Annotated in this window: 19 protein-coding genes; all 19 read right to left on the minus strand. The window is 40.3% G+C overall.

Going from position 1 to position 26,226, the window contains the following annotated elements; all coding sequences use genetic code 11:
- Positions 1-388: 388 nt before the first annotated feature.
- On the minus strand, positions 389-1,516 hold the full coding sequence (locus tag BLP54_RS10970; protein WP_090169601.1) for a hypothetical protein: 1,128 nt from the start codon (positions 1,514-1,516) through the stop codon (positions 389-391).
- An 87-nt stretch (positions 1,517-1,603) separates the two neighbouring features.
- On the minus strand, positions 1,604-2,128 hold the full coding sequence (locus BLP54_RS10975) for an EGFR-like transmembrane domain-containing protein (protein WP_090169605.1): 525 nt from the start codon (positions 2,126-2,128) through the stop codon (positions 1,604-1,606).
- Positions 2,129-2,680: 552 nt separating this feature from the next.
- Entirely contained in the window at positions 2,681-3,952 is a 1,272-nt protein-coding gene (locus BLP54_RS10980; protein WP_207646783.1) for a type II toxin-antitoxin system HipA family toxin, read from the minus strand.
- Complete coding sequence (locus tag BLP54_RS10985; RefSeq protein ID WP_090169608.1) at positions 3,953-4,165, minus strand: helix-turn-helix domain-containing protein; 213 nt, start codon at positions 4,163-4,165, stop codon at positions 3,953-3,955. It abuts the gene before it with no gap.
- 103 nt (positions 4,166-4,268) lie between these two features.
- Positions 4,269-5,315: a galactitol-1-phosphate 5-dehydrogenase gene (locus BLP54_RS10990; RefSeq protein ID WP_090169610.1), complete on the minus strand. Its 1,047-nt coding sequence runs from the start codon at positions 5,313-5,315 to the stop codon at positions 4,269-4,271.
- A gap of 26 nt (positions 5,316-5,341) precedes the next feature.
- Complete coding sequence (locus BLP54_RS10995; RefSeq protein ID WP_090169612.1) at positions 5,342-6,046, minus strand: IspD/TarI family cytidylyltransferase; 705 nt, start codon at positions 6,044-6,046, stop codon at positions 5,342-5,344.
- Entirely contained in the window at positions 6,043-6,705 is a 663-nt protein-coding gene (locus BLP54_RS11000) for a ribulose-phosphate 3-epimerase (protein ID WP_090169614.1), read from the minus strand. The genes BLP54_RS10995 and BLP54_RS11000 overlap by 4 nt, the downstream gene beginning before the upstream one ends.
- 23 nt (positions 6,706-6,728) lie before the next feature.
- Positions 6,729-8,090, minus strand: a complete 1,362-nt coding sequence (locus tag BLP54_RS11005; RefSeq protein ID WP_090169616.1) for a hypothetical protein — start codon at positions 8,088-8,090, stop codon at positions 6,729-6,731.
- Positions 8,091-8,208: 118 nt separating this feature from the next.
- Entirely contained in the window at positions 8,209-9,036 is an 828-nt protein-coding gene (locus BLP54_RS11010; RefSeq protein ID WP_090169618.1) for a hypothetical protein, read from the minus strand.
- Positions 9,037-9,573: 537 nt separating this feature from the next.
- Positions 9,574-10,761, minus strand: a complete 1,188-nt coding sequence (gene coaBC, locus BLP54_RS11020) for a bifunctional phosphopantothenoylcysteine decarboxylase/phosphopantothenate--cysteine ligase CoaBC (RefSeq protein WP_090169622.1) — start codon at positions 10,759-10,761, stop codon at positions 9,574-9,576.
- Between the two features lie 65 nt (positions 10,762-10,826).
- Positions 10,827-11,747, minus strand: a complete 921-nt coding sequence (locus BLP54_RS11025) for an ECF transporter S component (protein WP_090169625.1) — start codon at positions 11,745-11,747, stop codon at positions 10,827-10,829.
- A gap of 315 nt (positions 11,748-12,062) precedes the next feature.
- The gene (locus BLP54_RS11030; protein ID WP_090169628.1) at positions 12,063-14,474 is read right to left on the minus strand and encodes a clostripain-related cysteine peptidase; all 2,412 of its coding nucleotides are present in this window, start codon (positions 14,472-14,474) and stop codon (positions 12,063-12,065) included.
- Between the two features lie 190 nt (positions 14,475-14,664).
- The gene (locus tag BLP54_RS11035) at positions 14,665-16,167 is read right to left on the minus strand and encodes a methyl-accepting chemotaxis protein (RefSeq protein ID WP_090169630.1); all 1,503 of its coding nucleotides are present in this window, start codon (positions 16,165-16,167) and stop codon (positions 14,665-14,667) included.
- Positions 16,168-16,398: 231 nt separating this feature from the next.
- Positions 16,399-16,620 (minus strand): Lar family restriction alleviation protein, encoded by a 222-nt coding sequence (locus BLP54_RS11040; RefSeq protein WP_090169632.1) that lies wholly within the window; start codon positions 16,618-16,620, stop codon positions 16,399-16,401.
- Between the two features lies 1 nt (position 16,621).
- A complete protein-coding gene (locus BLP54_RS11045) occupies positions 16,622-17,917 on the minus strand; it encodes a UDP-N-acetylglucosamine 1-carboxyvinyltransferase (RefSeq protein ID WP_090169728.1) in 1,296 nt (431 codons plus the stop codon).
- Positions 17,918-17,974: 57 nt separating this feature from the next.
- Positions 17,975-19,711, minus strand: coding sequence for an ABC transporter ATP-binding protein (locus tag BLP54_RS11050; RefSeq protein WP_090169634.1), 1,737 nt, complete (start codon positions 19,709-19,711; stop codon positions 17,975-17,977).
- On the minus strand, positions 19,711-21,456 hold the full coding sequence (locus BLP54_RS11055) for an ABC transporter ATP-binding protein (RefSeq protein ID WP_090169636.1): 1,746 nt from the start codon (positions 21,454-21,456) through the stop codon (positions 19,711-19,713). Before BLP54_RS11055 ends, BLP54_RS11050 begins: the two co-directional genes overlap by 1 nt.
- A gap of 3 nt (positions 21,457-21,459) precedes the next feature.
- On the minus strand, positions 21,460-22,608 hold the full coding sequence (locus BLP54_RS11060; protein ID WP_090169639.1) for a peptidyl-prolyl cis-trans isomerase: 1,149 nt from the start codon (positions 22,606-22,608) through the stop codon (positions 21,460-21,462).
- A 69-nt stretch (positions 22,609-22,677) separates the two neighbouring features.
- On the minus strand, positions 22,678-26,205 hold the full coding sequence (gene mfd / locus BLP54_RS11065) for a transcription-repair coupling factor (protein WP_090169641.1): 3,528 nt from the start codon (positions 26,203-26,205) through the stop codon (positions 22,678-22,680).
- Positions 26,206-26,226: the final 21 nt, after the last annotated feature.

Consider the following 26,226-nt stretch of genomic DNA (forward strand, 5'->3'; position numbering starts at 1 on the left):
TATGGGTTCGGCTGACTTCTCACAGTTCGTTGTTACTAGGCTAATGAAATCTCTGTGAGACCTCCACGCTTAAGGTGCACGCTCTTTCTCTCCATATATCCGCCACATTTACTCTGCTACTACAAATGTGATAGTTATTAGACTTCGTTGTTCCTTGCCAACTTATCTCTCGTAGCCTAGCCTTATATGTGATTTCTGTCCGTCGGACCGGAGATTTGCTTACAGCTTCCTTCAGATTCCACCTCACAATGGACACCCTTGCTGTTCGGCTATACACTTCCCACTATCTGGGCATGTTCGGGACTTTCACCCATTAGAGCGCGCCCATGGCGCGCAAACAAGAAAAGGGGGTTCCCATATTTGGGAACCCCCTTTAATAATCCTATATTTATTCAGCAATTGTTAATTGTTGTGTATATGGTTCACCTTCTTCTGGAGTGAATGTTATAGTATAAGTTGCTCCAACAGCATCTGCGTGATACTGATCTGAACTATCCTTCAAGTGAGTTGTTATACCACTTTCGAATGTAATAACATTAGTTGACTCATCATAAGCTGCACCATATCCATTTGTCATTTCAAGCATATTTCCGCTATACCATGTATTTGTCAAAGAAGTTGGAACTGCTCCATCTTCTCCCACCGTAATAGCCACTGTTGCACCACCTGTTGAAGGTACTGTAATCGCACCAGCTGATGAAGTTGCTGGTATTTCACTATATGTACCAACACCGTCAGTAGAAAGATTTGTGTCTGTAGATGTTGGTTCAGCAAATGACCATGTAACATTAATCTTTGGAGCTGTAGTGTCATCATCAATAGCTAAACCTTCTGTTACAGCACCTGAAACAGAGAATTTTAATGCTTTCCAAGTTGCCAAACCTGATGTCTTCTGCTTATACTGATATTCTTTCTCATGGGAAGCATTTTCTCCAACAATAATCTCATAGTTTGATGGTGTACCTTCCAACTTTCTATCAATTGTTTGTGGTGTTCCTGAAAGAATCTGTGTAGCTTTATTTTCACCTTCACCAATTGTTGCTGCTAAATATAATGTTGGATCTTCCTCACTACCATCTAGCGCTGCATCTGCAAGAGCAATATCTGTACTTCCGGCATTTGCTACAGTCTTAACTGTTAATGATACTTTAACATCAGCACTAGACTTATTTATAACCTGTAACTCTTTACTAGTATTAGCATATGTTTTTTCCCCTACAAGGAAATAAACACCCTTATCATTTTCAGCTTCAGGGAATACTGTTCCGTCATCATACTTTCCGCCTTTTGTTGTCTGAATCAATCTTTCTGGATCAATTGTATATGCAAAAACATTTTCTACATTTGTTGGAAGCACAACATTCATATGTTTCTGCTCAACATGACCTTCAGATGTTCCGTTACCTTCAGATGATCCGTTTCCAGTTGCATCTCCATCAGCAGCCAATGCTGTCATAGACATTCCCAATACCATAGTTGTTGCCATAGCAACTGCCAAAATTCTTTTTAACTTCATAAAGTTTCCTCCTTGAAAACATAACCTCCCCCCACCATCCATGGCGAGGTGCTTGTTAATACGTTCCCCAATATTAAGTTTTCAATCTTATTGGTTCACTTTAACTGTGATACCTACACGCAGTGTACTAATTGTATTCTGTTCCTCATCAATAAGATGATAAATACATACACAATCATACGTACCTGCCTCTAATGGAGTATCCAAGGCAATATTCTGAAGTTCTCCTCCTATTGGGATAACTGGAGACTTATATATTACCTGGTCTTCGTCCTCAGCCAAAACTACATCAAAGTACACATCATTGGTGTTTCCTTCAACATTTGCAACATATGCATCATCCGAAACGTCGGAACCCGTAGCAAACGTCCATGTTGTGCTCATTGATGCCTCATAATATCCTGGCTCAATGTAATCTTCGCTAGCCATTTCTTGAACAACGTCTTCTACATTGTCTTGAGTGACTACCACATTTCTCTTTTCAGGCTCTTCTTTGTGCCTTCCTACTAATAGGAAGATTATTACTCCCAACAAAGCGATTATAACTACTACGCCAACTGCTATCGCAATTTTCAAACCGTTACTTCCCTTGCTGTTTGTATTATCTGACACGTCTAAGCCCTCCAAATTCTTCTGTGTTCATTCTCCATTCTTACCATATTTAGTTTTACTTCTTTACACACTTGTTCCGCGCGACTCACCCCCTTATAGTATCTATATCGGTGTGAGTGTGCTTATAATAAACCCTATCTGTTAAAAAAGTGTTAACTTTTTCATCATTTTAAATCTTTTGTAACAGTTCACAAAAACTACGTAGCTGTTTTTGGCATTTTGCGAGAAAACTTTGTTCTGTTTTTGTGGGAACGTTTCAAGGAGTTTTTTTGGCGCCCTATCAATATTTATTTTTCAATCTGCGATAAACCACTATCTTTCGAGGGTATTCCACCCTTTATGCTATTTTACATTATTCTGTCGGAAAATACTCCTGTTTTCACAGAATGTTGCGAATTTTCTTGAAATATATTTTGGTATAGGAAAAGGCGCTGCTGCCGCACCGCCTTGAAATATCATTTATATGACCAAAATTTAAATTCATGTAAAACTGCAATAGGACCTGGACCTGTAATACAATTATCCATACCTTATACCATCATTTTGATTGTTTTACAATCTTCTCCTTACTCCCTCATTTATCGCTTTCCCAATCCCTTTAGCATTCATGAATCCAGCATTACACAATTCTTCCCCAGCTGCTTGTATAGATTTTTCTATCTCATTTGCCATCTCATCAAAGATTCTTAGCACGAGATTTTTTGATATTCCTATCTCCGATGCTGCTTTGCCAAAACTATTTCTATTTATTTTTTCAATATCCAACTCTCCTCCAATAAAAAATGACATCTCTGGGGTAGTTTTGTACACTCTTGTAGCAACTATGTCATATGCTGGTGCCAATCGTTTTGATTTTAAATCTTTTCCATAAAGCAACGAAAAATTTTTTACATGGCAATCCGTATTTCCTATTAAATAATTAAAAATGATCATTCTCAGTAGTGCTTCTTGATCCTCCAGTGGACTAGATGAATTATTTCTAATCAAATCAAACATTCTCGCCATGTAACCTGATGGATTTTTCTCGTATTTTTCTGCAGCAAATATTCCCAATGCTTGCGCAAAGTCCTCTTGATGCAGCCTGTATGGTCGCTGTAATCCATCTATAAAATCAGTTTCAGAAAGAACTCTATCGTATCTTGCTGTAGCATATAATAGTTCTTCATCTGCATTAATATCTGGGCAAATAATAAAACTATCAGACACAGTTATCCCCATTCTTTTTGCTGCTTTCATACATAATTGCTCGTTTATTACTATCTGCTTCAAGCGAACATGACTCTGTTTAACAATATGTGTACTTGGAGCATCACCCTTTGGTAAATACCAAGCATTCTCAGCCTCGTTATAATAAAGCCCCACCTTTCCTGTTGCTCCTGTTAGCGAAAGATGTGTTTCTATAAGTATTTCTGTTGATTTAGTTGCTCCCTCTGCTGCAAGTGCCTTTACTTTTTCTTCTGATAATCTGACATAAGCGGCTTGTTCATCTCCGTCACCTTCTATTATTTTGATAGCACCTAAACATTCTTTTCCAAGTACTGCCAAAATGGAAATATAATCATTTTCATCCGTTTTCATCCATTCAGCTACTGCTTTTCGAGAAAATCCTTCAGGCAAAAGACTTTCAAAAAAATTCTTAGTCTGAGATGCAGAAAAATATTCTTCTTGTAACTGAAGAGATATTGATATAGGCATAGCATTACTACTAGTTAAATATTCCTTACAATATTTAAATCTAGCGTCCAAATAGCCTTCACCAACTATCTGTCCCACAAATATCTGTCGCCCATTTATTTCTATAAATACATTTAGCTCTCGCATCATTTAACCTCTCTCATTTATTTCCATATCAAGGCCTAGCAAGTTTGCAATTTTTAAAGCCTTATCCAGTTCAATAGTCTTTTTTCCATTTTCTAAATCTGACAAAAAACTCACACTTACCCCTGTAAATTCAGAAATGTATTTCTGCGTATAACCTAGTTTTTTTCTTCTTTCTCTTATAGCCATTCCAAATGATTTTGAATCTGTAATTTTCATATTCACCTCTTCGCCGTGCGGCGAAATTCTTGATTTTGTATATAAATTTAGCCGTACGGCTAATTCCTCTCCTTCTCATTATATAATGAGCCGTACGGCTAAGTCAAATAATTCCTAATATCTTTACGTATTCTTCCCTTTTATCGCGCATTATTTCAAAGCCTTCTAAAATCTCATCCATCCCAAATCGATGGGTAATCAATTTTTCTGGATGAACAGCACCCTGCTGCAATCTTAGAATAACATAATTCCAATCATCCGATATATCATGCGTAAAAGACGAATTCCATGTACCCGTCAGCGTAAGCTGATTCCTTAAAATCTTCCAATAAACATCTCTATCCAATCCCATATCCGAATAAGGATTTCCCACTGTACAAATCTTTCCTAGTGGTGCCGCGGCCTCGATACCCACAGCTAATGATTCATTCTTTCCTATACATTCAAAGAAAACATCTGCGCCCAAATAATTCGTATTTGCGATAATCCATTCAGCCGCATTATCTTTACTGCCATCAAAGTAATGCTCCTCTGGTACACCTAGTTCCATCACCAGCTTCTTTTGGAAATCCTTATTCCCTATGGCGAAAATATTATTCACACCCATATCCAAAAGGAACATGATAACAAGCAGCCCGATGGTTCCAAGTCCCATCACTACCACAGCATCTTCGCTGGATGGATTCACTCTTCTGATTGCATGCACCGCCACAGCCATAGGTTCAAACATAGCTGCCTGCTCCATAGTCACTGTCTCTGGTAGCTCAATCAAATTCCATTCTGGAACAGTAACATACTCAGCAAATCCACCATTTCGACGGGAGCCATTATAGGAATATCTCTTGCACATTTCGTATTTACGAATTTTGCAGCACTCGCATTCTCCACATGGAATCAGCGGAAATACACCCACTCGCTTTCCAATCCACTTCTCGTCAACGCCTTCACCACAGGACTCCACTACTCCCGCAAACTCATGACCGATTACCAGTGGCATATTGTGGGCACCATCTTTGTACACCCTTGGGATATCAGACCCACAGATTCCGCAAGCCTTCACACTAACTAAAACCTCCCCCGGCTCCGGAGAAGGTTTATCAATATTTTCTATTTCTAATTTTCCAATATCTTTCAAGACTAAAGCTTTCATCCCAATATCCTCTACCAACCCTTGGTTTACTGCTCATCCTGCTTCACTATTTCCACAAATCTTTCCAAGTCTGCCTGTGTTGTTATCTTGAAATTCCTCTCATCTCCATCTATCATATGGATTTTCATTCCCGCCAAAACGGCTGGTTCAGTAGAGCCATTTATTGCTCTGATTCTGCCTGAATCCTCCAATACCTTATTAGCCTTACAATATTCCCCATAAACAAACATCTCAGGTGCCTGTCCAGCAAAAACCTCAGATCTCTCCAATAATGATGAAATACTCTGCCCATCCTTTGAAAGATATACCGTATCCTTCATCGGGAGCACAGGTATCACCCCATCATAACCTTTTATTCCATCAACAGTTTCCCTTATTAAATCCAGCGACAACAACGGTCTTGCAGCATCATGAATAAAAACATAATCATCATCCTCCGCCACATCGCAGATATCCTTCAGCGCATTTAAAATGGAACCCTGTCTTGTTTCACCTGGCTCTGAAAAGCCGAGAATCTTTGCATCCAAACCAAAGGCATCCAGCCAGTCCATAATTCTATCCTGCCATTCAGCCTCAGCAACAATCTGTATCTGATCAATTTTTTCACTCTCGTCCAGCGTTTCTATGCAATAGAGTATTACCGGCATCCCATTCACTTCTATATACTGCTTTGGAACAACCGCCCCCACTCTACTGCCCGTTCCACCGGAAAGAACTATCGCAATCGTCATATTCTCAACTTCCTTATATCTGCCAAGATATCCTTATAGGTTCTTCCTCTTCCGAAAAGCAAGGTTGTTCCAAGGATAAAGCCGTCTACACCCTTCGGCGCAAATTCCAAAATCTTACCTCCCGAGCACGCTCCGTCCCAGTAAATCTTGAAGCCATATCGCTCTTTTAATTTCAGTAACTTATCAATTTTTTCACCTACATATGGAAGATACATCTGTCCAGCGTTACCAGGGTTTACCGACATTACCAGAACTTTATCTACAATCTTCAGCATCTCCTTAACTGTCTCGATACTTGTGCCTGGATTTATGGCGATTCCTGGCACCATCCCTGCATCTATAACCTTCTGCAAAGTTGTGGAAGGATGATACTCAGCCTCAGGATGAATGTAAATCGTATCGCCTTTACGAAGATTTCTGATGAACAAATCAATGGTGTTATTTGGGTGCTCAACCATGAGATGCACATCCATCGGCTTAAATGTCACGCTTGCAATATAGCTCAAATCGTTCAGCGACATTGCAAAGTTAGGCACAAATCGACCATCCATAATATCGATATGAAAGGAATCAATTCCCGCCTCCTCCAGTTCATTTATCTCCCGTGCCAAGTGACCATAGTTAGCGCACATCATAGACGCATTTAATTCAAACTCCATAGCTCCCCTCTCCCACAATCACATTATTCGCAACACAAAACCTCTGTATTTTGTATCATTATCGGTTTTTCCAATTTTTCATAAAGCTGTACTATGCTACTGCCATCCCCATAATAGGCATCACTAATAATTATCGCCCTGTTCATATCGGAGGTGTCATCATAAATCCCCCATCCTTCAGCCTTATATTGCTTTACTATCTCCCTGTACTCCTCCAAAATATCTGGCACCATACTTTCCAAGGTAGCCTCAATAAGCGGATGCGGTCTCCACAACAACGCCACATCATCCTTATTTTCCTTGAAAACCTCAAATACATCCTTTATCTTCTTAATCATCTTTTCTTCCTGATTAAGGATGGCTACAACGCCTGTATTGTAAAAGACGATTTTCTTCTTTGTGCCATCAGGCTTATATATAATCTTTTTCCATTCCTCCGGTATCTCCTGCGGCTGTTCCTTTAGCTTTAGGATTCGATCAAACTTTGGAGATCCTGTTCCCTTGATTTTGCTCTCCCAAGTTGCTCTACTCTCCTCACCAAACCTTTTTACAAGACACTGAACATATGCCTGCTTCATCTTTTCCGACTGCAGGATAACCTCATCTGAATAAACCACTCCTGGAGTCAAAGCAAAATTGTATATATGCTCCATCTCCACTTCGTTATCCAAATCTGGCTCCTCCAATACAAAATAAGGAATATAAATTAGCTTATCTGTAAATTTTTTTAGATTCTGTGTATAGAAAAATGGATGCACACTTGTGACGTAGTTACACTCATCATACGGATTATGAATGTATATTTCATCGGGATGAACCCCCGCAAAATCAAACTCCTGAAAGTCTGTTACCGGCACATAATCGGGATACTGATTGCCCTCATAGAACATCTTATTCAATCCACCTTCAGCATCTCTCTCGAAGTAAGGAATCGGTATCACAAAATCATCGATATTTTCATCATCCCTTGCTTTCATCCACACCGACTCCAATGAATCCCACATAGATGCTTTGTAGGGCAGAAATATTACCACTTTTCTTATAAGGATATCTGTGTGTGCACTTTTATCAATTTCGTTTATACAATGCTCTATTCTTCCTTTCGCCGAAGACGCAGAAAGTCCTCTGTCAGATTGAATTTCTTCATGTATCTGAAAGAGAACTTCGCAAAATTCTTCCAGATGAGATACTGTTTTATGTCCCTCACCTTCAGTTTCCTCTATATAATTTCCTAAATCTATGGCCTTTTGTTGTGCCAATTCCAGGTACTCACAGGCCTTAGAAATCCCAGACTCCTTCTTACTCAGCTCCTGATAAACACCTTCACAGAGCTTCCGAAACAGCTCGATGTAATTCTCTACCTGCTTGAACCCTTGCTTCCTCATCCCAACTCCCCATGTATAGACAATAAAGCGAAAATACCCAAATGTTATTATATGAATATTATAGGTTTAACCGTGGCTATATTCAACGATTTGCCATGATTACACGGAATTATCACAATTACTGAAGATATTTCTCAATCATGCTCTTAATATTTCTCGAGCTAATTGGTTGTTGAGAAGTCTCAAAGGATGCAATCATATTCACCCCTAAATAATATCCATTTTGCTGATACACATTAAGCTTCAAGATATTCTTGTTAGCATAATCATAATCATCCATCATCCCAAAATGCTCCCAAATATATTCCTTCCTTTGGCTTTTATTCAAACACACAAAATCAGGTCTAACTGTTCCCTTTCCCTTTAGTATTAGGGGCTTCTCATACTTATAGGGAACATCATATTGTTCCAATAAATTAGCTATTATCAACTCAGATTTTGATCGAACCCTCACTCCATTTGTTGAATAAAACTCCGTATTATCCATAAATGGCATCGGCTCATATTCTTCAGCTTGCCATGACTGAATAAACTCATTCATCTCAGGATGTATTGGCTCTACAATCTTCTTTTTAGCATCACGCATATCATCATATATCTTCTGATAAGATTCTTTTCCTAAGAACGCATCATACTTGGAAATGATACTTTTCTCCTTTTGCGCCAGCTTTAACACTTTCCTGTTATATTCCTTCTGTGCCAAAGCCTTAGCTATGTAGACTTTTTCATTTGGAATATACACTCCATTAGTATCTTTACAATCCTTGCACCAGTAATATTGCACGTAACTCTTTTTATCTACAATCCTTAATGATCCCTCTGGAGCCTTTTTTATTTCTCCTTCCAAATCCTTTATCAATTCTTCAACACAGAGCCTTCGCGCCGCTATGTTCTCTATATATCTATCATCAAATAAAATCTTATTCTTATTACTATTTTCTTTCATGCTACTCCATAACTACCATTACATCTTCTTCACAATTACCCTTGCACATATAATTTTGCAGAAATCTTTAGAATTATATGTGCACTAACCCTTTCCCAATGGGCAAAATCACCTTCCAAGCATATAATTTCATAAAAACCTTCAAAATTATATGCGCGCCTGCCCTTTCCACAAGCCAAAACCCACCTTCCAAGCATATAATTTCATAAAGACCTTCAAAATTATATGCGCGCCTGCCCTTTCCCAAAGACCAAAATCGCCTTCCAAGCATATAATTTTTCAATAATCTCCAAAATTATATGCTTACCAGCTCTTACAGCCACCTGTGCCAACCAAAAACACTCAGCAAACACCTATAATATTAAGAAAATGTGGGAAATTATCTGCGAATGAACTTCGCAAACCATAAAAAATATAAGTCTAATGAATGGTTCTTAATGAACCGTTACAGAATACCATGATGTTACACAATTGTAAAGCGTTAATAACTCTAACCCAAAAAGGACCCATGCTCGCATGGGTCCAAATCAATCATAATTATTTAACTATCTCATCCAATATAGCCTGGGCTACATCGTCCTTAGACATGATAGGAAGCTCACGGGCATCGTCCGCTGTGATTAATGTAACCACATTGGTGTCGGTGCCGAAGCCTGCTCCTGCAGTGCGCAGGTTGTTAGCTACAATCATATCCACATTCTTTTTCTTGAGCTTGGCCTTGGAATTCTCCAGCATGTTTTCCGTTTCCATGGAGAATCCGCAAATAAACTGGCCTGACTTCTTGTTTGCGCCCAGGTAAGAAAGAATATCTTCTGTGCGCTCAAGCTCAATAGAAGAAGCTTCGCCATCTTTTTTCTTTATCTTCTCCGCAGCTACAGTTGCTGGTCGATAGTCAGCCACTGCTGCACTCTTAATTATTATATCCATCTCCCCTGCTCGAGACTTCACTGCTTCAGCCATCTCGGCAGCGCTCTTGATATTCACTACATCTACAAACATAGGTGGCTGGATAGCCACTGGACCGCTTACGAGTGTAACCTCTGCTCCCCTAAGCATTGCCGCTCTAGCGATAGCATAGCCCATCTTTCCAGTGCTGTGATTGCTAATGTATCTGACTGGGTCAATTGCCTCCTGAGTAGGCCCTGCCGTTATCATAACCTTCTTCCCATCGAGGTCGTGGTCGAAAGCGATTTCTCTAAGTATGTACTGTAATAATACCTCTGGCTCAGGCATCTTTCCTGCACCAGTATCACCGCATGCCAAATATCCGCTTGCTGGCTGAATAATCTCGAAGCCATATTTCTTCAATATCTCTAAATTGTCCTGCACGATAGGATTTGTGAACATGTTTGTGTTCATGGCTGGGCTCACAAGCTTCTTGCACTTTGCTGCAAGAATAGTAGTAGTGAGCATATCGTCAGCGATTCCATGTGCCATCTTCCCTATGACATTAGCGCTGGCTGGTGCCACCATGAAAATGTCTGCACGCTTTGCCAAAGCCACGTGCTCAACATTAAATTTAAAATCCCTGTCAAAAGTGTCCACAAGACATTTATTGCTAGTTAATGTTTCAAAGGTAATTGGATTGATAAAATTGGTGGCATTTTTAGTCATGATGACATTAACATCAGCGCCTAATTTCACTAAGGCTGATGCAAGATTTGCAATCTTATATGCTGCAATGGAGCCTGTTACTCCAAGTACCACGCATTTACCCTTTAACATAATTCCTTATTACCTCCGGACTATCGTATTGCTGTTTTATATCTTAGCTTACTTGATGAAGTCTCCTACTGAGCCATAGACTCAGCAGTCTTAACCTCTGATACAGCCTGAACCTTGCCAGACTTCTTTCCTGAATATACACCTGCTGGCTTAATCTTATCAAGTACAATGCCAACAAGGTAAACGATTACAGCACCAACGATTGCTTCGATAACACCGTTGAAGCTGATGATCCCGCCAATTACTCCCATGAGAGCACTTGGGTCGATCTGAAGAACCTCTGAATATGGGATTCTGTAGAATGCATAGATGCTTCCCATAACAAGAAGTGTATTTGTCATAGCACCAGAAATACCAGCTGTGATAAATCCAAGTGCCTTAGCATCTTTATTCATAAATAAATACTCGATAGCTACGAATACTGCGATTCCAACAACAGCGCCGATTACCTGAGCAGCTGTAACTGAAAATCCTACCTTACCTTCAGAAATCATCTTATTGAAGAAAGCGAATACACCAAATCCCATGATGAAAGAGATGATTACGTTGATGATTGAACCGTAAACTACCTTCTTCTCTGAGCTGATTGCCTTCTTGATTCCTACGTATACAAAATAAGGAACTACACCAATAAGAATTCTAGGAACGATAGCAATGAATGTGCTCTTGAAAACAAGCGCGATTGCCTGTCCTACAGTATCATGTGGAAGCATTGTAAGTGCAGCCACTGGTGAGAATGCGAAAGCTGATGGAGTAGGTGTAAGTGAGCTCTTGATAAAGCTTGTGATACCAAATACTCCGCCAAGGCAAGCTCCCTTCTTTGGTCCTAAGAATAAAGAACCAATGATAACTGGAATATGAAGTGTTGTTGCATTGATAACTACGAGTGGAATATATCCGAGTGGTGTTGAAGCCATAACTACAATAATGGCTACGAATAACGCTGTGAGCACAAGCTCATAGGTCTTAGAATTGTTGCTTTGCATATGTTTCCTCCTTCTGGTAGAAGCCCTTAGGCGGGTCTCCTCCTGTTAAAACAGTTTTTTGCAAGCTAATTTAATTGATAAAAATTTAACAGCACATGAATTCTATCACATAGATTCATATGTGTCAAAAGTCCGGTACAAGTCGCTGTGGATCTTGTCTGGACTTCTGAAAGTATGAGTTTTTCATCAGAAAAACTCATACTTTACTCTGACCAAAATTCCTTTAGGAATTATGTCCTGCTGTGCAGGATTCATGCTGATGTTTCCTTTACATCAGCATGAAGTCTCCACACATCTATAGAATAGAATCATCAGCTACTCCGATAGTCCCTCGGTGTAGTAGCTGTTACCATATATATCGGTAAAGACATATGAAATCAATATATCCTTATCCTCAATTACAAGATTTGAAATCTTCATATCTTCCATGGCAGTGCTAACTGTCATCTGCTCGCCAAGGAAATAGCTATCGGTATATCTGCCACTATAATCATAATAATCACTTATGAAATCAAGTGTGTCCCCAGGCTCAAGCTCTGTAAGATTCTTTGCAATAACCTCTGTCTCACCATCCTTGTAGTCATAGGTAGCACCTGCCACATAGCCATCCTCATGCTCGCTATCAAACACAAGAATCAAATCTGCTCTCTCATCGTTAAGGAGTACTGGGACACGTCCTGTGATTGTATAATTGCTAGAATCACCAGTAGTATCGATGTGATAATAAGCCACTATCTGACCATCGATTGCAAGCCAGCTTCTATCTGTATTTGCGATAAGATTATTGTTCTCATCCCACTCAAATACATTATCAAGACCAAGGTCGATGTAACCCTCGCCATCATCAACGAAGGTAGAGAATTCTATCTCCTGCACGTTCTCCCACTGATCTTCATCTAAAGAGATTACCTGCTGCCCAGCAGAATTCAGAGTCCATTCCATATTTGCAACATTACTAATGTTGTTATTTGCTATATACTCTGCTGCATCATCTACCGATACTCCATTATTCAAAAATCTCGGAGATGAACTACCTGAAGAGGATAGATAGGCATTTAATATGCTGGCAATTGCCTGCGAATTCATAGTGTTATAATCTGTATTTCCCGCACCAAACAGCATGCTGGCTGGATTCGAATCATAGGTTGTTGAATTCTGTCCATAGTAAGCCATCGATGCAAACTTCTGAATGCAGTTACTATAGCTTTCGTCCATACCTATTTCATCATAGGTATCCACCATATTGTCCACCTTACTGGTCTGACGATATGGGAAATAGATTGAAAGACCGTAGGCATTAGTCATATTGCTTGATGTCTTGTTGTACTTTACTGCCCCCTTAAGAGATGACGCCAGCTCTGTTCCAGACTCGTTATCCATCTTGATTGCAAAATCAATCAAATCAATCTGATCTATTCTTGAAGAGGTGGCAAATTCTCTTGTTGATGAGCGGGCATTTGAAACAACCTTATATTCCTTCTTGTCGATAAGACTTGCTGTCGAATCTGCAAAGCTCTTTAAATCCTCTGGCACGGTTGCTGTAAGCTCAGCCAAATCAACTACAGACAATGTAGTCTTCTGACCGGCGCACTGCTGATTACACTGAGCCACAAAATCGTCTACGATAATCTTGCCTATCTCCAAGGTAGACATAGATGGATTCTTTGAAAGCTCTGTAAGCCAGTTTGTATAATACCAGCCGATACCAGGCTCTGTTTCCTCTGATGCAATCATGTAATCACTATGGGCATCCAGCATAAGGCCTGTTTCCACTGTAGCCATAAGGCATGCATCAAAGCCTACAAAATCATACTTCAAACCACCATCAGTAAGTGCCTTGTTGATTTCTGCAATATCCATGGAGCCTGCATTCTGATGCTTTTCATCATAACCATAGCCAGTTACTGAGCCACCGCCGTGATCCCAGAAAATAAGATCATATCTGTCAGCTTTATAATTCTGAGCACCCCACTTGATAAAGCTTGAAAGAGTATTAGGATCAGTCATAGGAAGATCACCGAGATTATCCTTAATCAAATTCATCTTCCCATTTTTAATCTGGTATATCTGATTAGTTTTGTTGCTTACAAAATTATTCTTCCAACCAGCGCAGCCTCCCGTGTAAACAATCAGATTGATATTATCTGCGACAGTAGCATTAAGCATCTCCTGCATATCCTTTGAAGCCATGGCTCCTCTGGACTCCAGGTCAGTACCACACATATATACCATGATAGTAGTTGTGTCCTTACCGTCCCCTTTAAGCACAGTATATTTATCTCTGGCACCATCAGCTACAGTCTCATCCAAAACACCAGTGTTTGCCTTGCTACTCCAGCTGGAATTTCCACTGGCAGCCGTACTCGTATAGCCTCCACTACCTAGAAGCAGAGACGCCATCGTACCAATTGTATTTATGGTACTTGTAGCACTATCCCCAGAAAGAGAGCCTGTACCAGTTCCGCCTGATCCGCCTCCAAGAAAAGCACCAAGGCCACCGCCTCCTCCAAGTAATACTACAAGTGCAATGATAATAAGCTTTCCAAGACCACCGCCTCCTCCGTAGCCACCATCACGATTTCCACTAAAACCTCCAGAGCCAGAACCTCCTGGCACATGACCGCCTGAACCTCCGCCTACGGGACCGCTTCCCAGTCCACTACCACGGCGATTAGCCGAACCAGAACCGGTTACATTCTTCTTTCTTGATACTGGTCTGTCTGCCATATGTATTTCCTCCCAACACGAATAAATGGATTATGAAGTAATTCTACTCTAATATAAATTAATGTGCAAAATAAAAGCACTGTAGCTATCAATCTCTGAGTGTTACTCAAGGAGAGCTTTCTTCAGCTCGACGGAGTAATACCTCAGGATTGAGAGCGTAACAGTGCCTTCTCAGTGTTCATTATTTAGTTTACTTCAGTGCCATCTCTTCCATTTCTCTAGCAATCTTATTAATTACTTCAAGGGTATCGTTCATATTGCGGAGAGCATCCATGGCATCATCACTTACAGCTCCTACTGTATCAGCGGCTGCTGCAACCTCCTGTGATGTTGCAGAAAGGTTTGTAATGTTATCCATAATCTGTGTATTTGCACTGAGAACCTCACTAACTGAGCCCTTTACCTGAACAACACCATCTCTAAGCTCATCAGAACCTTCCTTGATTGCATCAAGCTTTGTTCCTGTCTCAGAAATCAGGTCATTCTGCTTCTGAGCATACTCAGCTGATTTTGACATTGCTGCCGATGCTGAACGTGCATCACTTGTGAGTCTTTCGATGATTCTTGAAATCTCCTCAGTAGCTTCTCGTGTACTTTCAGAAAGAGCTCGAATCTCATCAGCTACTACTGCGAAGCCCTTGCCGGCCTCACCAGCTCTTGCTGCCTCGATAGATGCATTAAGAGCAAGAAGATTTGTCTGACTTGAAATACCAAGAATTGTCTCTGTAATTGCTTGTACATCCTGAATACTTGTATTTAATGCCTGTGTAGTTGAAGCTGTCTCCAGGTTAATCTTTGCTACTTCCTCAGCCTGACTCTTAAGCTGATTAATAAGATCAACACCTTCGTTAACAGATTCCTCTACACGACCAGATACATCATCAATGTTGTTAGCTTCCTGCTCAACAGCTTGAATGCTTTCCTGAATAACTGCAGTCTTATTTGTCTGATTCTCAATAGCCTCTGCTGTATTCTTTGTACCCTCAACAATCTCATTAACTGAAGAGTTTGTGGCTTCCATTGATTCGTTAAGTCTGTCGGAAACTTCATTTGCCTCAACAAATTTCTGATTTAACTGCTCTGCCAATTCAACGATTGTATCAGATGTTTCTTTAATCTCTGCAGCATTTTCTTTAATTGTATCAAGAACCTCAGTCGTCTGACGACGCTGCTGCTTACATACTACAACCGAAATGGTACATGCAATCAAACTGAATACCATCTCCGTAACAAGCTCACGGCCTGTAATATTACCTTTTCTGAGCTCCATAAAGCCCGAAGTGATTAAGCAGAAGTTTGCGATAAAGCAACCAATTCGTACTGTACTGGCCTCACCATATATCATTACAATCAAAATGATTGTATACATAAAGATATACATGTTGCGATCATTTGGTGCATATATGTTAAGGACGAACATTGCCACCATTGAAAGCGTCACCACATATTTATATCTATATTTCTCTCCATACATTTTATATGTAACCTGGAAAAGAATTATATCTAAAACTGTAACAGCAAGTCGAATGAAATCCAGCACATTCATTCCATCTATTACTAGAGACCTTACCGTACAAAAAATCAAAGCCAGACAAGTAATTGTTCCACAGTATCTGGCTAGCCTATTTTTCTCCAGCATCTGTTTAGTTTTCAAATCCATAGAATCATCACGAATCTCTTCTCTTTCTGGCATAGGTTCTGTCCTCCATTTATTAAAATAAAAAACATATTATTCCCCTACTCTAGTAGAATTAGTATATCAACTTTTTCTGTCATTTTATAAATTTTGGCAGAATTTTCACAAAACTTTCATTTTGCATATATTCCAACACGTTTTTCTATTAGTAACATAATTCTTCTAATACTAAAAAAGGACATCTCAGAATTTTATTCTGAAATGTCCTAAAACTATTCGTATTTGTTTTTATTCTCCTGGTGCACTGTTAATTACCTTGCCTGTGTTCCAAAGCATTGCCGATCTTTCAGCTGCTTGTTCACGGCCTTCTTCAGTTTTGTATCCTACGGTACCTGTGTAGCTTCCGCAATCAAGACATGCTACATAATAACCGTGATCCTCTTCTTCCATGAGCCCAGCCCCGCCGCAGATAGGGCACTCATGTAATTCAAACTTTTCTGTAAAATCCATCTTATGAAACCTTCAACTTAAATTTTTGTAAATCTCTTTCAGAATCAACCTCTTCCATAACAGCGCCGAGCTTGTTGAACTTACCAACAATATCCTCGTATCCACGCTGGATGTACTTGATATCATCGATAACTGTAATACCATCTGCAGCAAGACCTGCAATGATAAGCGCTGCACCTGCACGAAGGTCTGGTGCGCAAACCTGAGCGCCTGTATATCTCTCAACACCAGTAACGATAGCTACTGTGCTCTCAACCTTGATATTTGCTCCCATTCGGGCAAGCTCATCTACATACTTGAAACGATTCTCGAAAATCGACTCTGTAACTGTACTAGTACCATCAGCAATACCAAGTACTGCTGTAATCTCAGGCTGCATATCTGTAGGGAAGCCTGGGTAAGGAAGTGTAGTAACGTGAGTCTTTGTAAGCTTACGTCCCTTTGCGATAACGCGAACTGCATCATCATATTCCTCGATAACGCAACCAGCTTCGATAAGCTTTGCAGAAGTAGCCTCTAAATGCTTAGGAATAACATTCTTTACAAGAACATCACCATGTGTAGCTGCTGCTGCACACATATATGTACCAGCCTCAATCTGATCTGGAATAACCGCATAGGTAGTACCGTGAAGTGCTGGAACACCAACGATACGAATAACATCTGTACCTGCGCCGCGGATATTTGCTCCCATACTGTTAAGGAATGAAGCAACATCTACAACGTGTGGCTCCTTAGCTGCATTCTCGATAGTAGTCTTTCCCTCAGCAAGAACAGCTGCAAGCATGATATTGATAGTAGCACCTACAGAAACCTTATCAAGGTAAATGTGGCTACCAGCAAGCTTATCAGCACGTGCTGACCAAAGACCATAAGAAACGTCTACGTTTGCTCCAAGAGCCTTAAGACCCTTAACGTGCAAATCGATAGGACGCGCGCCGATAAGGCAACCACCTGGAAGCGCAACCTCGGCGTTCTTATACTTTCCTAAAAGTGCTCCCATCAAATAATATGAAGCACGAATCTTCTTAATGTATTCATAATCCACTGACAGTCTTGATATGCTAGAACCGTTAATCTTAACTGTGTGCTCATCAACACGAGTAATTGAAGCTCCGATGTCCTCAAGAGCTCCAATAAGTACATTTATATCTTTGACATTTGGCAGATTTTCAATTGTAACAGTTTCGTCTGTCATTATGGCACCTGCAAGAATTCCCAGTGCCGCATTCTTAGCGCCACTGATTTCCACTTCACCACAAAGTGGAGTGCCGCCTTTTATCACATACTGTTCCATATTGTCTCCTACAATTCTCTCAAAATCTCTATAAGCCAAAAAAGGGCATAGTTCTCCCTATGCGATTTGACTCCGATATAATTTAGCATAATATCCGTCTTTCTGCAACAACTCTGTGTGATTACCTTGCTCAACAATTTGACCATCTTTGACGAACAAAATAATATCAGCCCCTCTGATAGTTGAAAGTCTGTGGGCTACAACAAAGGTAGTTCTGCCCTGCATCATCTTATTAAATGCTGATTGTATCTTTTGTTCTGTTCTGGTATCGATTGAAGATGTTGCTTCATCCAGAATTAACATCGGCGGAATATTAAGCATTACTCTAGTGATACAAAGGAGCTGCATCTGTCCCTGTGAAAGAGATCCGTTCTCTGGTGATAAAATTGTATCGTAGCCATAAGGCATTCTTTTAATAAAGCTATGTGCATGAGTTGCTTTAGCCGCTTCGATAATCTCTTCATCTGTGGCATCTGGGCTGGCCATTTTCAGGTTTTCCTTGATGGTAGCATTTTTCAACCATGTCTCCTGAAGCACCATTCCAAAGTTTCTTCGAAGATTATCTATATCTATATCCTTGATATTTACGCCATCGATAAGAATCTCACCAACATCAATATCATAAAATCTCATTAAAAGATTAATAATTGTACTTTTTCCTGCACCAGTAGGGCCAACAATCGCAACACGCTTGCCTTGTTCCACCTTAAGATTAAGATGTTCAATAAGCTTTTTGCTCTTATCATATGAGAAGCATACATTCTTGAATTCAATCTCGCCCTTGGCACTATCGATGTTGAACTGGCCTTCATTCGTCTCTACCTCAGCGTCAATCATTTCAAAAATACGCTCAGCACAAGCCAGGGCATTCTGAAATTCTGTGATAACACCTGAGATTTCGTTGAAAGGCTTTCCATAGCTGCTTGCATAATATAGGAAAGAGGTAAGTCCACCGACTGTTATTCCTCCGCCGATTGCCATCAACGCGCCAAACACTCCAACCGCAGCATAAATCAGGTTGTTTATAAGTCTTGTGCTTGGATTGACTGTAGATGAATAGAAGGTAGCTCGCATTGACGCATCCGCAAGATTGTTATTCAAATCCTCAAATTTCTCAAGAGCCTTATCTTCATAGTTCATATGACGAACTATATTCTTGTTTACGATAACTTCTTCTATATAAGAAGTCTCTTCTCCTCTAAGGCTAGCTTGCTCGCCAAAATACTTGTATGTCTTCTCTGAAATGAATCTTGCTAAAAGCAAGGAAAATGGAGTAGCAATAATAACTACAATGGCTATCTTCCATGAAATAATTACCATGAAATAAATAGTTCCCAAGATTGTAAGCACACCAGTAAATAACTGGGTAAATCCCATCAACAATCCATCTGAGAAAGTATCTGCATCAGCAACAATTCGGCTGACAAAATCACCGTGAGGATGACTGTCTATTGCTGCAAGCTTCATGTGCTGTAGCTTTGCAAAAGCCCTGTCTCTGAGATTCTTTGTGATATTGTAGGTGATTTTATTATTCACCCTGTTCATAATCCATTGAATAGCACCAGTAGCTACAACATTAAAAGAAATTGCCTTTAATATTATAAATAACCCTTCGTAATCTATCTCTGCTGGTCCTATGATACAGTCTACAGCCTTTCCTGTTAGAATTGGAATTCTCAAAGATAAGATAACTGTTGCTAACGCACATAAAATTGAGACTAAAATCTCTAGATCATATGCTTTCAATTCTATTAAAACTCTATTTAATATTTTTGATTGAGACTTATTTTCCACTACTTTGCCTCCTCTCTAGGAAACTGGCAATAATAGATTTCCTGATAAGTTTCGCAGGTTTCAAGGAGTTCTTCATGGGTTCCAAGCCCTACACATTTTCCATCATCAAGGACTAAAATCTGATCTGTGTCCCTTACAGCAGAGGCTCTCTGAGAAATAATTATGATAGTTGGTTTCCAAGTCAACTTTCTCAAAGCCGCTCGTAGCTTTGATTCTGTAGCCAAATCAAGAGCGGAAGATGAATCATCGAAAACCAAAATTTTAGGATTCCCAACAAGAGCTCTGGCTATTGTAAGACGCTGACGCTGACCACCTGAAAAATTATTACCACGTCCTGTAACCTCAGCATCAATTCCACCTTCTTTAGCCTCAACGAAGTCTAACGCCTGTGCAATATTTAATGCTGTTTTAATTTCTTCATCGGAGGCGCTATTTTTCTTCATTGTAAGGTTGCTTCTGATTGTGCCATGAAATAGTGATGCGTGCTGTGGAACCACTCCAAAGTACTCTGCAAGCTTAGAATCTTCTAATCTTTTAACATTCTGACCATCTATCTCAATTTCGCCCTTTGTAGCGTCATAAGTATGGTTCAAAAGCTTTACCAAGGTGCTCTTTCCGGAACCAGTTCCTCCTATAATTCCAAGGCTTGAACCACCCGGAATCACAAGATTGATATTCTCTAAATCATATTCACTTCCGCCATTGTAGCTAAAGCTTACATCGTCAACGATAATGGTTCCTGGCTCCTTAGCATTATCTATCAAATTCTTCTCTGCATTGAACTTACTCTGATATCGCTCATCAGATTTCATTTCCATAAGCTCCTGCACTCGTACAGCAGATGGAAACGCCTTCATTAACAGCACAATAAGATTAGCCAGCTTTATAAGCTCAATAAGGATCTGCCCCATATAGTTCACAAGCGCTACAACATCGCCCTGGAGGATAAAGCCCTTATCTACCTGCTTCATAGCCACATAAATCAAGGCTACAATGCCTATATTTACTACCACATAGGTCACAGGATTCAAAAGCGCTGATATTCTTCCAGTACCAATCTGCATACCAGTAAGTTCTGCTGTTCTGCTCTGGAACTCATCGTTTTCACTATCTACCTGACAGAAGGCTCTAAGTACTCTGGCTCCTTCCAGATTCTCAGAGGTTAAATGCAACACCTTTTCCAGCTTAGCAGCGATTGCTTTGTATCTAGGCAATGTATATTTCATAATGAAATACACGATTGCAGATAGCACCGCTACTACCACTAAAAAAATTAATGCTGATTTAACATTAACAATAAACGCCATAATAGTGGCGCCGGCAACAATAAACGGGGAGCGCAAAAACAGTCTTAAAACCATGTTAATTCCACTTTGAACCTGGTTTATATCGTTTGTTATTCTAGTGGTAAGGACCTCGTCTCCCACCTTTTCTTTTGTACCCTGAGACAATGATAAAATCTTAGCAAACACATCTCTTCTGATTTCAGCTGCCGAATAAACAGCCACATATGCGCTAAAATACTGAGCAGTGATAGAGAACATCAAACCCACTACAGCGAGGAAAATCAAAACCCCACTCATTCTAATGATGTAGTGGGTATCTGAGCCTGCGATTCCCTTGTTAATGATCTGCGCCATAACAAGTGGAACCAAAAGCTCAAATATCGCCTCTAGCATTTTGAATAGTGGGGCTAAAATTGCTTTATTTTTATATTTTTTTACGTAACTGATAACAAAGCTCATAATTTAATTTGATTCTGAATCCTCTGTTTCTTCAGTATTTTCCTCTGTATTTTCCTCAGATGTCTCTTCAGTTGTGTCCTCTGTAGTCTCTTCTACTGTATCTTCTGCTGTATCTTCTGTAGTCTCCTTAGTAGACTCTTCCTCCTTCTCAGGAGCCTTGAATAAAGTTGTGAACTGAACCTTATCCCAAACCTTATCATCTACAGTCCACTCGATAGCTTCCTTCCATGAATCCATAAGTGTGTTAAATGCTTCTGTCTGTAAAGAGCTTCTCTTGTTGTCTGAAGCTTCTGTATCATGATCCTTCTCAAGCTTGATTACATAATATCCAGCGTCCTGAACCTCGATTACAGCTGAAACCTCGCCTTCCTTAAGCGATTCAGCAGCCTTGATAATTTCCCTATCCATTGTGCTGTCTTCTTCCTCACCCTTAAGGTATGAGTAAGAGTCCTTAGTAGCCTCAAGAGCTTCTACCTCTGCATCAAAGTCCTCAGCCTCTGCAAGTGCCTTGGCATTTGCCTTCTTCTCCAACTTCTCATCATCTGAAAGAGGCTCTACATTGCCATCCTCGTCTGTCTTACCTGTTGTATCAAATAAAACATAAGAGAAGGTACGCATCCAGCAATCATCCTCTGTAATATCCTTGTCTGCTTCCTTCTTAGCTGCATCTGCTACAAGAGTATAGTATGTTCTGTACTCAAGGTACTCCTTAACTGTATCTTCTGTAGCGCCCATCTGCTCTAAAGAATCCTTCTCATTATCTGAAATGAACTTCTTTGCTGCATCTTCGATAGCCTTCTTCTGGTCATCTGTAAGGGTGATGCTGTAGTCCTCTGCGTGAGCCTTAGCTAAATACTGCTCCTCAAGGTCACTAAGAACCCCATCCTTTGTCTCATCCTGAAGTGTCGAGCCAGAGCCTGACATATCCTGCTTCCACATACCTTCTCCGTAGTATGAAAGAAGATACTGATCATACATTGACTGCTGATATCTTGCAGCGAAATTACCAAGTCCAAGTGAAATGGTATCTGTCTTATCTCCATTTTTTATAGTTACAAGTGTCTCGTTTGGATCAAGTTTTCCACAGCCTGTAAATAAAACTGCAGCTGAAAGTGCTGCAATGCAAGCTGACTTTACGTATGCTTTTTTCATTATTTCCTTCTTCCTGGGTAAACCCTACCCATTATTTTTTCTAACGTTTCGATTATAGTTAATATTAGTCTAATTATCAACTTTTAGAGACCTTAAATCAGATAAGAAATCCTGTAGATAATCATAGACTTCGTTAGGTTTTATTCTCGTATTAGCCTTAGTGTTGAAAATAAACGCTGGAGCCTTAGGATCTGCGGCAAATGTAATATGTGGATTGTTCCGCTCCAGTAAAGCTGGAATCTGAGCCACATCTATCTTTGCTTTCTCATACATCACAATCCTGATTATGTCACCCTTCTGCTCAATTGCAGTAACATAAGCGTCGTGAGCTTTTACACGTAACATTGCCACCCAAAGAAGATTCTGTACGCACCTCTTTGGTTCACCAAATCTATCCACAAGCTCATCTAACATATCATCCCTTGCTTCCTCCGAATCGATAGCTGCAATTCGCTTGTAAATATCGATTCTCTGCTCCTCATTGGAAACGTAGGTATCAGGCAGATAAGCCTCGATATTAATATCCACAGAGGTATTGAAACTATCTTCTTTAACCTCACCTTTTTCACGCTTAACCGCCTCATTCAGCATCTTACAGTACAGGTCATAACCTACCGCTGTCATATTACCATGCTGCTCCACGCCTAGAAGATTTCCTGCACCTCGAATCTCCAGATCGCGCATGGCAATCTTGAAGCCAGAACCAAGGTCCGTAAACTCCTTTATAGCCGCCAAACGCTTCTCAGCCACCTCTTTCAGCATCTTATCCCTTTTGTACATAAGGAAGGCGTAAGCCGTTCTATTGCTTCGACCAACACGTCCTCTAAGCTGATAAAGCTGCGAGAGTCCCATATTATCCGAATCATGGATGATGATTGTATTAACATTAGAAATATCCAGACCAATTTCGATGATTGTAGTGGCCACAAGAACATCAATCTCATGATTAATGAACTGCATCATAACATCTTCGACTTTGGCCTCTGTCATTTGGCCGTGAATATAGCCAACAGTTGATTCTGGCACCAACCTCTCAATTTCAGCAGCCATATCCTGTATACCACGCACTCTATTGAACACGTAATAAACCTGACCATCTCGTGCCATTTCGCGCACAATAGCCTCTCTAACCATCTCCTCGTTGTATTCAAATACAAAGGTTTGGATAGGGGTTCTTTCCATTGGCGCCTCATCCAAAACGCTCATATCTCGTATTCCAACAAGGGACATATGGAGGGTTCGAGGGATAGGTGTAGCAGAAAGTGACAGCACGTCCACCGTCTTTTTCATCTGCTTTATGCGTTCCTTATGATTTACGCCGAAACGCTGCTCCTCATCGATGATAAGCAGTCCTAAATCCTTAAATTCCACATCCTTCGAAAGAAGCCTGTGTGTTCCAATAACTATATCTACCATGCCATTTTTCAGGCCTTCAATAGTCTTTTTCTGCTCCGCAGCAGTTCTAAAACGGCATAAAAGGCCCATGTTTACTGGATATCCACCCATACGCTGAACAAAATTATTGTAATGCTGCTGGGCAAGGATTGTGGTAGGCACCAGGTAAGCTACCTGCTTGCCCTCCTGAACAGCCTTGAAAGCTGCTCTCATGGCTACTTCTGTCTTTCCGAAGCCTACGTCACCACAGATTAAGCGATCCATAATCTTTCTGGATTCCATATCTGCCTTCACAGCCTCTATGGCTGTAAGCTGGCCTTCCGTCTCCTCATATGGGAAGCTTTCCTCAAATTCCTTCTGCCATACTGTATCAGGCCCGTAAACAAAGCCATCGGTATTCTGTCTAAGAGCGTATAAATCTACCAACTCTTTAGCCACAATACCTACCGCAGACTGAACCTTCTGCTTTGTCTTAGTCCATTCCTGAGTACCTGTACCGAGAGAATTAAGCTTAGGCTTCTTTCCATCCGGCCCTGAATACTTCTGAATCTGGTCTAGTTGATTCGTGAGTACATAAAGATTACTTCCCTTTGCGTACTCGATTTTAATGTAGTCTCGGATTACACGGTCCAATTCCATCTGCTCGGTACCCTTATAGACACCGAGGCCATAATTTTCGTGCACCACATAATCGCCAACATGTAGATCAGAGAAGGATGAAATACTCTCTCCTTCGTATCTTTTTACTCTCTTTTTCTTCTTTCTGACATGTCCGAAGATATCTCCATCAGACAGCATTACAAAGGCCGAATCAGGGTAATCAAATCCTCTTTTAATATTTCCGACACAAATCATTGTCTCACCAGGATTTATCCTGTGATCCAAATCTGTAGTGAAATATGAGTTCAAGCCTTCGTCTAAAAGGTCCTCTGCAAGACGCTGTCCCTTAGTAGCAGAACTTGTTACCAGAAGCACCTTATATTTTCTCTTTTTATACTGTAAAAGCTCCTTGGTAAGAAGCTCAAAACTTCCGTTATAAGCATTTACACCCTGAACAGCTATGCTGAAATGATCTGCTGATTTAAGCAGCTTATTCTTGGCATCAAGGACAGACATAAGTGTAATAGGGTATCTTTCAAGCTTTCCAAAGACCTCAGCCACACCGTAAAGCATATCCATCTGGCCTTTAAGCATATATCCTGCCTCTACACGACGGGTCATAGCATCTGCAAACTCCGTCTCTGTAACCTCAGCTTTGTTAATTACCTTCTGAACCTCATCAATAAACACATAAGTGCCCTTCGGCATGAAATCTACAAAGGAACCAAGCTTATCACAGAAGTATGTAAGATGAGTCTCCAGCTCCTGACTGAGTCCCCACTCTCGAGTCTCTTCGATTACTCTGTCGGCATAGGTTTTAAGATGAAAAGCTTCCTCCGTTTTCATCTCTTTTCGGTACTTTTCATACCTTTCATCACGCTCTTTTTCAATCTTTGCCAAACCTGCTTCGACTTCGTCAGCGCCCAGTATTAATTCAACCGCTGGAAAAATTAAAACAGAATTTATATTTTCGATAGACTTCTGATTTGTAGGATCGTAAGAACGAATACTATCTACTTCATCACCCCATAATTCAATACGAACTGGTAATTCCGCTGTCAAAGGATAGACATCGATAATACCACCTCGCACTGCAAATTCTCCCGGATGCTCACAGGTGCCCACATTCTCATAGCCCATAGCCACAAGCTTCTTACGAAGGCTCTCCAGCTCCACACTATCTGTATCAGAAATAGCTACCACACCATCCTCAAAATAAGACATAGCAGGTAGTTTATTCATAAGCGCATCAATAGTTGTAATAACCGTACAAGCGTTATTGCTGATTACAGCCTCTATGGCCTGCATACGCTCTCTAGTAAGGGCATTGCCTCGGATATCCGACTGATAGAAAAGAAAGTCCTTAGCAGGGAAATACACTACATCACTGTCAAAGAAACGATACTCCTCATACAATTCTCTGGCCTTCAGCTCATCACTGGTAACAATAAGCTTATAGCTAATATCATGGCCTATACCATAAATAAGGTGCGCCTTATCAGCGCACCCAGTAATATCATATATCTTTCCAAACTTAAGTAGAGCCTCCCTAAGAGACTCTACTGCTGTAAGTGATTCAAATGGTTCTAAAAAAGCCTTCATAAAGTTTAACCTATATTTAAT

Source organism: Pseudobutyrivibrio sp. 49, from assembly GCF_900100545.1.
Lineage (GTDB): Bacteria > Bacillota > Clostridia > Lachnospirales > Lachnospiraceae > Pseudobutyrivibrio.

Bases quoted from the DNA above. Each gene is read 5' to 3' on its own strand.
- BLP54_RS11040 (WP_090169632.1), bottom strand. From the start codon at position 16,620: ATGGATTTTACAGAAAAGTTTGAATTACATGAGTGCCCTATCTGCGGC.
- BLP54_RS10990 (WP_090169610.1), bottom strand. From the start codon at position 5,315: ATGAAAGCTTTAGTCTTGAAAGATATTGGAAAATTAGAAATAGAAAAT.
- BLP54_RS11005 (WP_090169616.1), bottom strand. From the start codon at position 8,090: ATGAGGAAGCAAGGGTTCAAGCAGGTAGAGAATTACATCGAGCTGTTT.
- BLP54_RS10995 (WP_090169612.1), bottom strand. From the start codon at position 6,046: ATGACGATTGCGATAGTTCTTTCCGGTGGAACGGGCAGTAGAGTGGGG.
- BLP54_RS11030 (WP_090169628.1), bottom strand. From the start codon at position 14,474: ATGGCAGACAGACCAGTATCAAGAAAGAAGAATGTAACCGGTTCTGGT.
- BLP54_RS11060 (WP_090169639.1), bottom strand. From the start codon at position 22,608: ATGAAAAAAGCATACGTAAAGTCAGCTTGCATTGCAGCACTTTCAGCT.
- mfd (WP_090169641.1), bottom strand. From the start codon at position 26,205: ATGAAGGCTTTTTTAGAACCATTTGAATCACTTACAGCAGTAGAGTCT.
- coaBC (WP_090169622.1), bottom strand. From the start codon at position 10,761: ATGTTAAAGGGTAAATGCGTGGTACTTGGAGTAACAGGCTCCATTGCA.
- BLP54_RS10980 (WP_207646783.1), bottom strand. From the start codon at position 3,952: ATGATGCGAGAGCTAAATGTATTTATAGAAATAAATGGGCGACAGATA.
- BLP54_RS11045 (WP_090169728.1), bottom strand. From the start codon at position 17,917: ATGGAACAGTATGTGATAAAAGGCGGCACTCCACTTTGTGGTGAAGTG.
- BLP54_RS10985 (WP_090169608.1), bottom strand. From the start codon at position 4,165: ATGAAAATTACAGATTCAAAATCATTTGGAATGGCTATAAGAGAAAGA.
- BLP54_RS11010 (WP_090169618.1), bottom strand. From the start codon at position 9,036: ATGAAAGAAAATAGTAATAAGAATAAGATTTTATTTGATGATAGATAT.
- BLP54_RS11000 (WP_090169614.1), bottom strand. From the start codon at position 6,705: ATGGAGTTTGAATTAAATGCGTCTATGATGTGCGCTAACTATGGTCAC.
- BLP54_RS11025 (WP_090169625.1), bottom strand. From the start codon at position 11,747: ATGCAAAGCAACAATTCTAAGACCTATGAGCTTGTGCTCACAGCGTTA.
- BLP54_RS10970 (WP_090169601.1), bottom strand. From the start codon at position 1,516: ATGAAGTTAAAAAGAATTTTGGCAGTTGCTATGGCAACAACTATGGTA.
- BLP54_RS11055 (WP_090169636.1), bottom strand. From the start codon at position 21,456: ATGAGCTTTGTTATCAGTTACGTAAAAAAATATAAAAATAAAGCAATT.
- BLP54_RS11035 (WP_090169630.1), bottom strand. From the start codon at position 16,167: ATGCCAGAAAGAGAAGAGATTCGTGATGATTCTATGGATTTGAAAACT.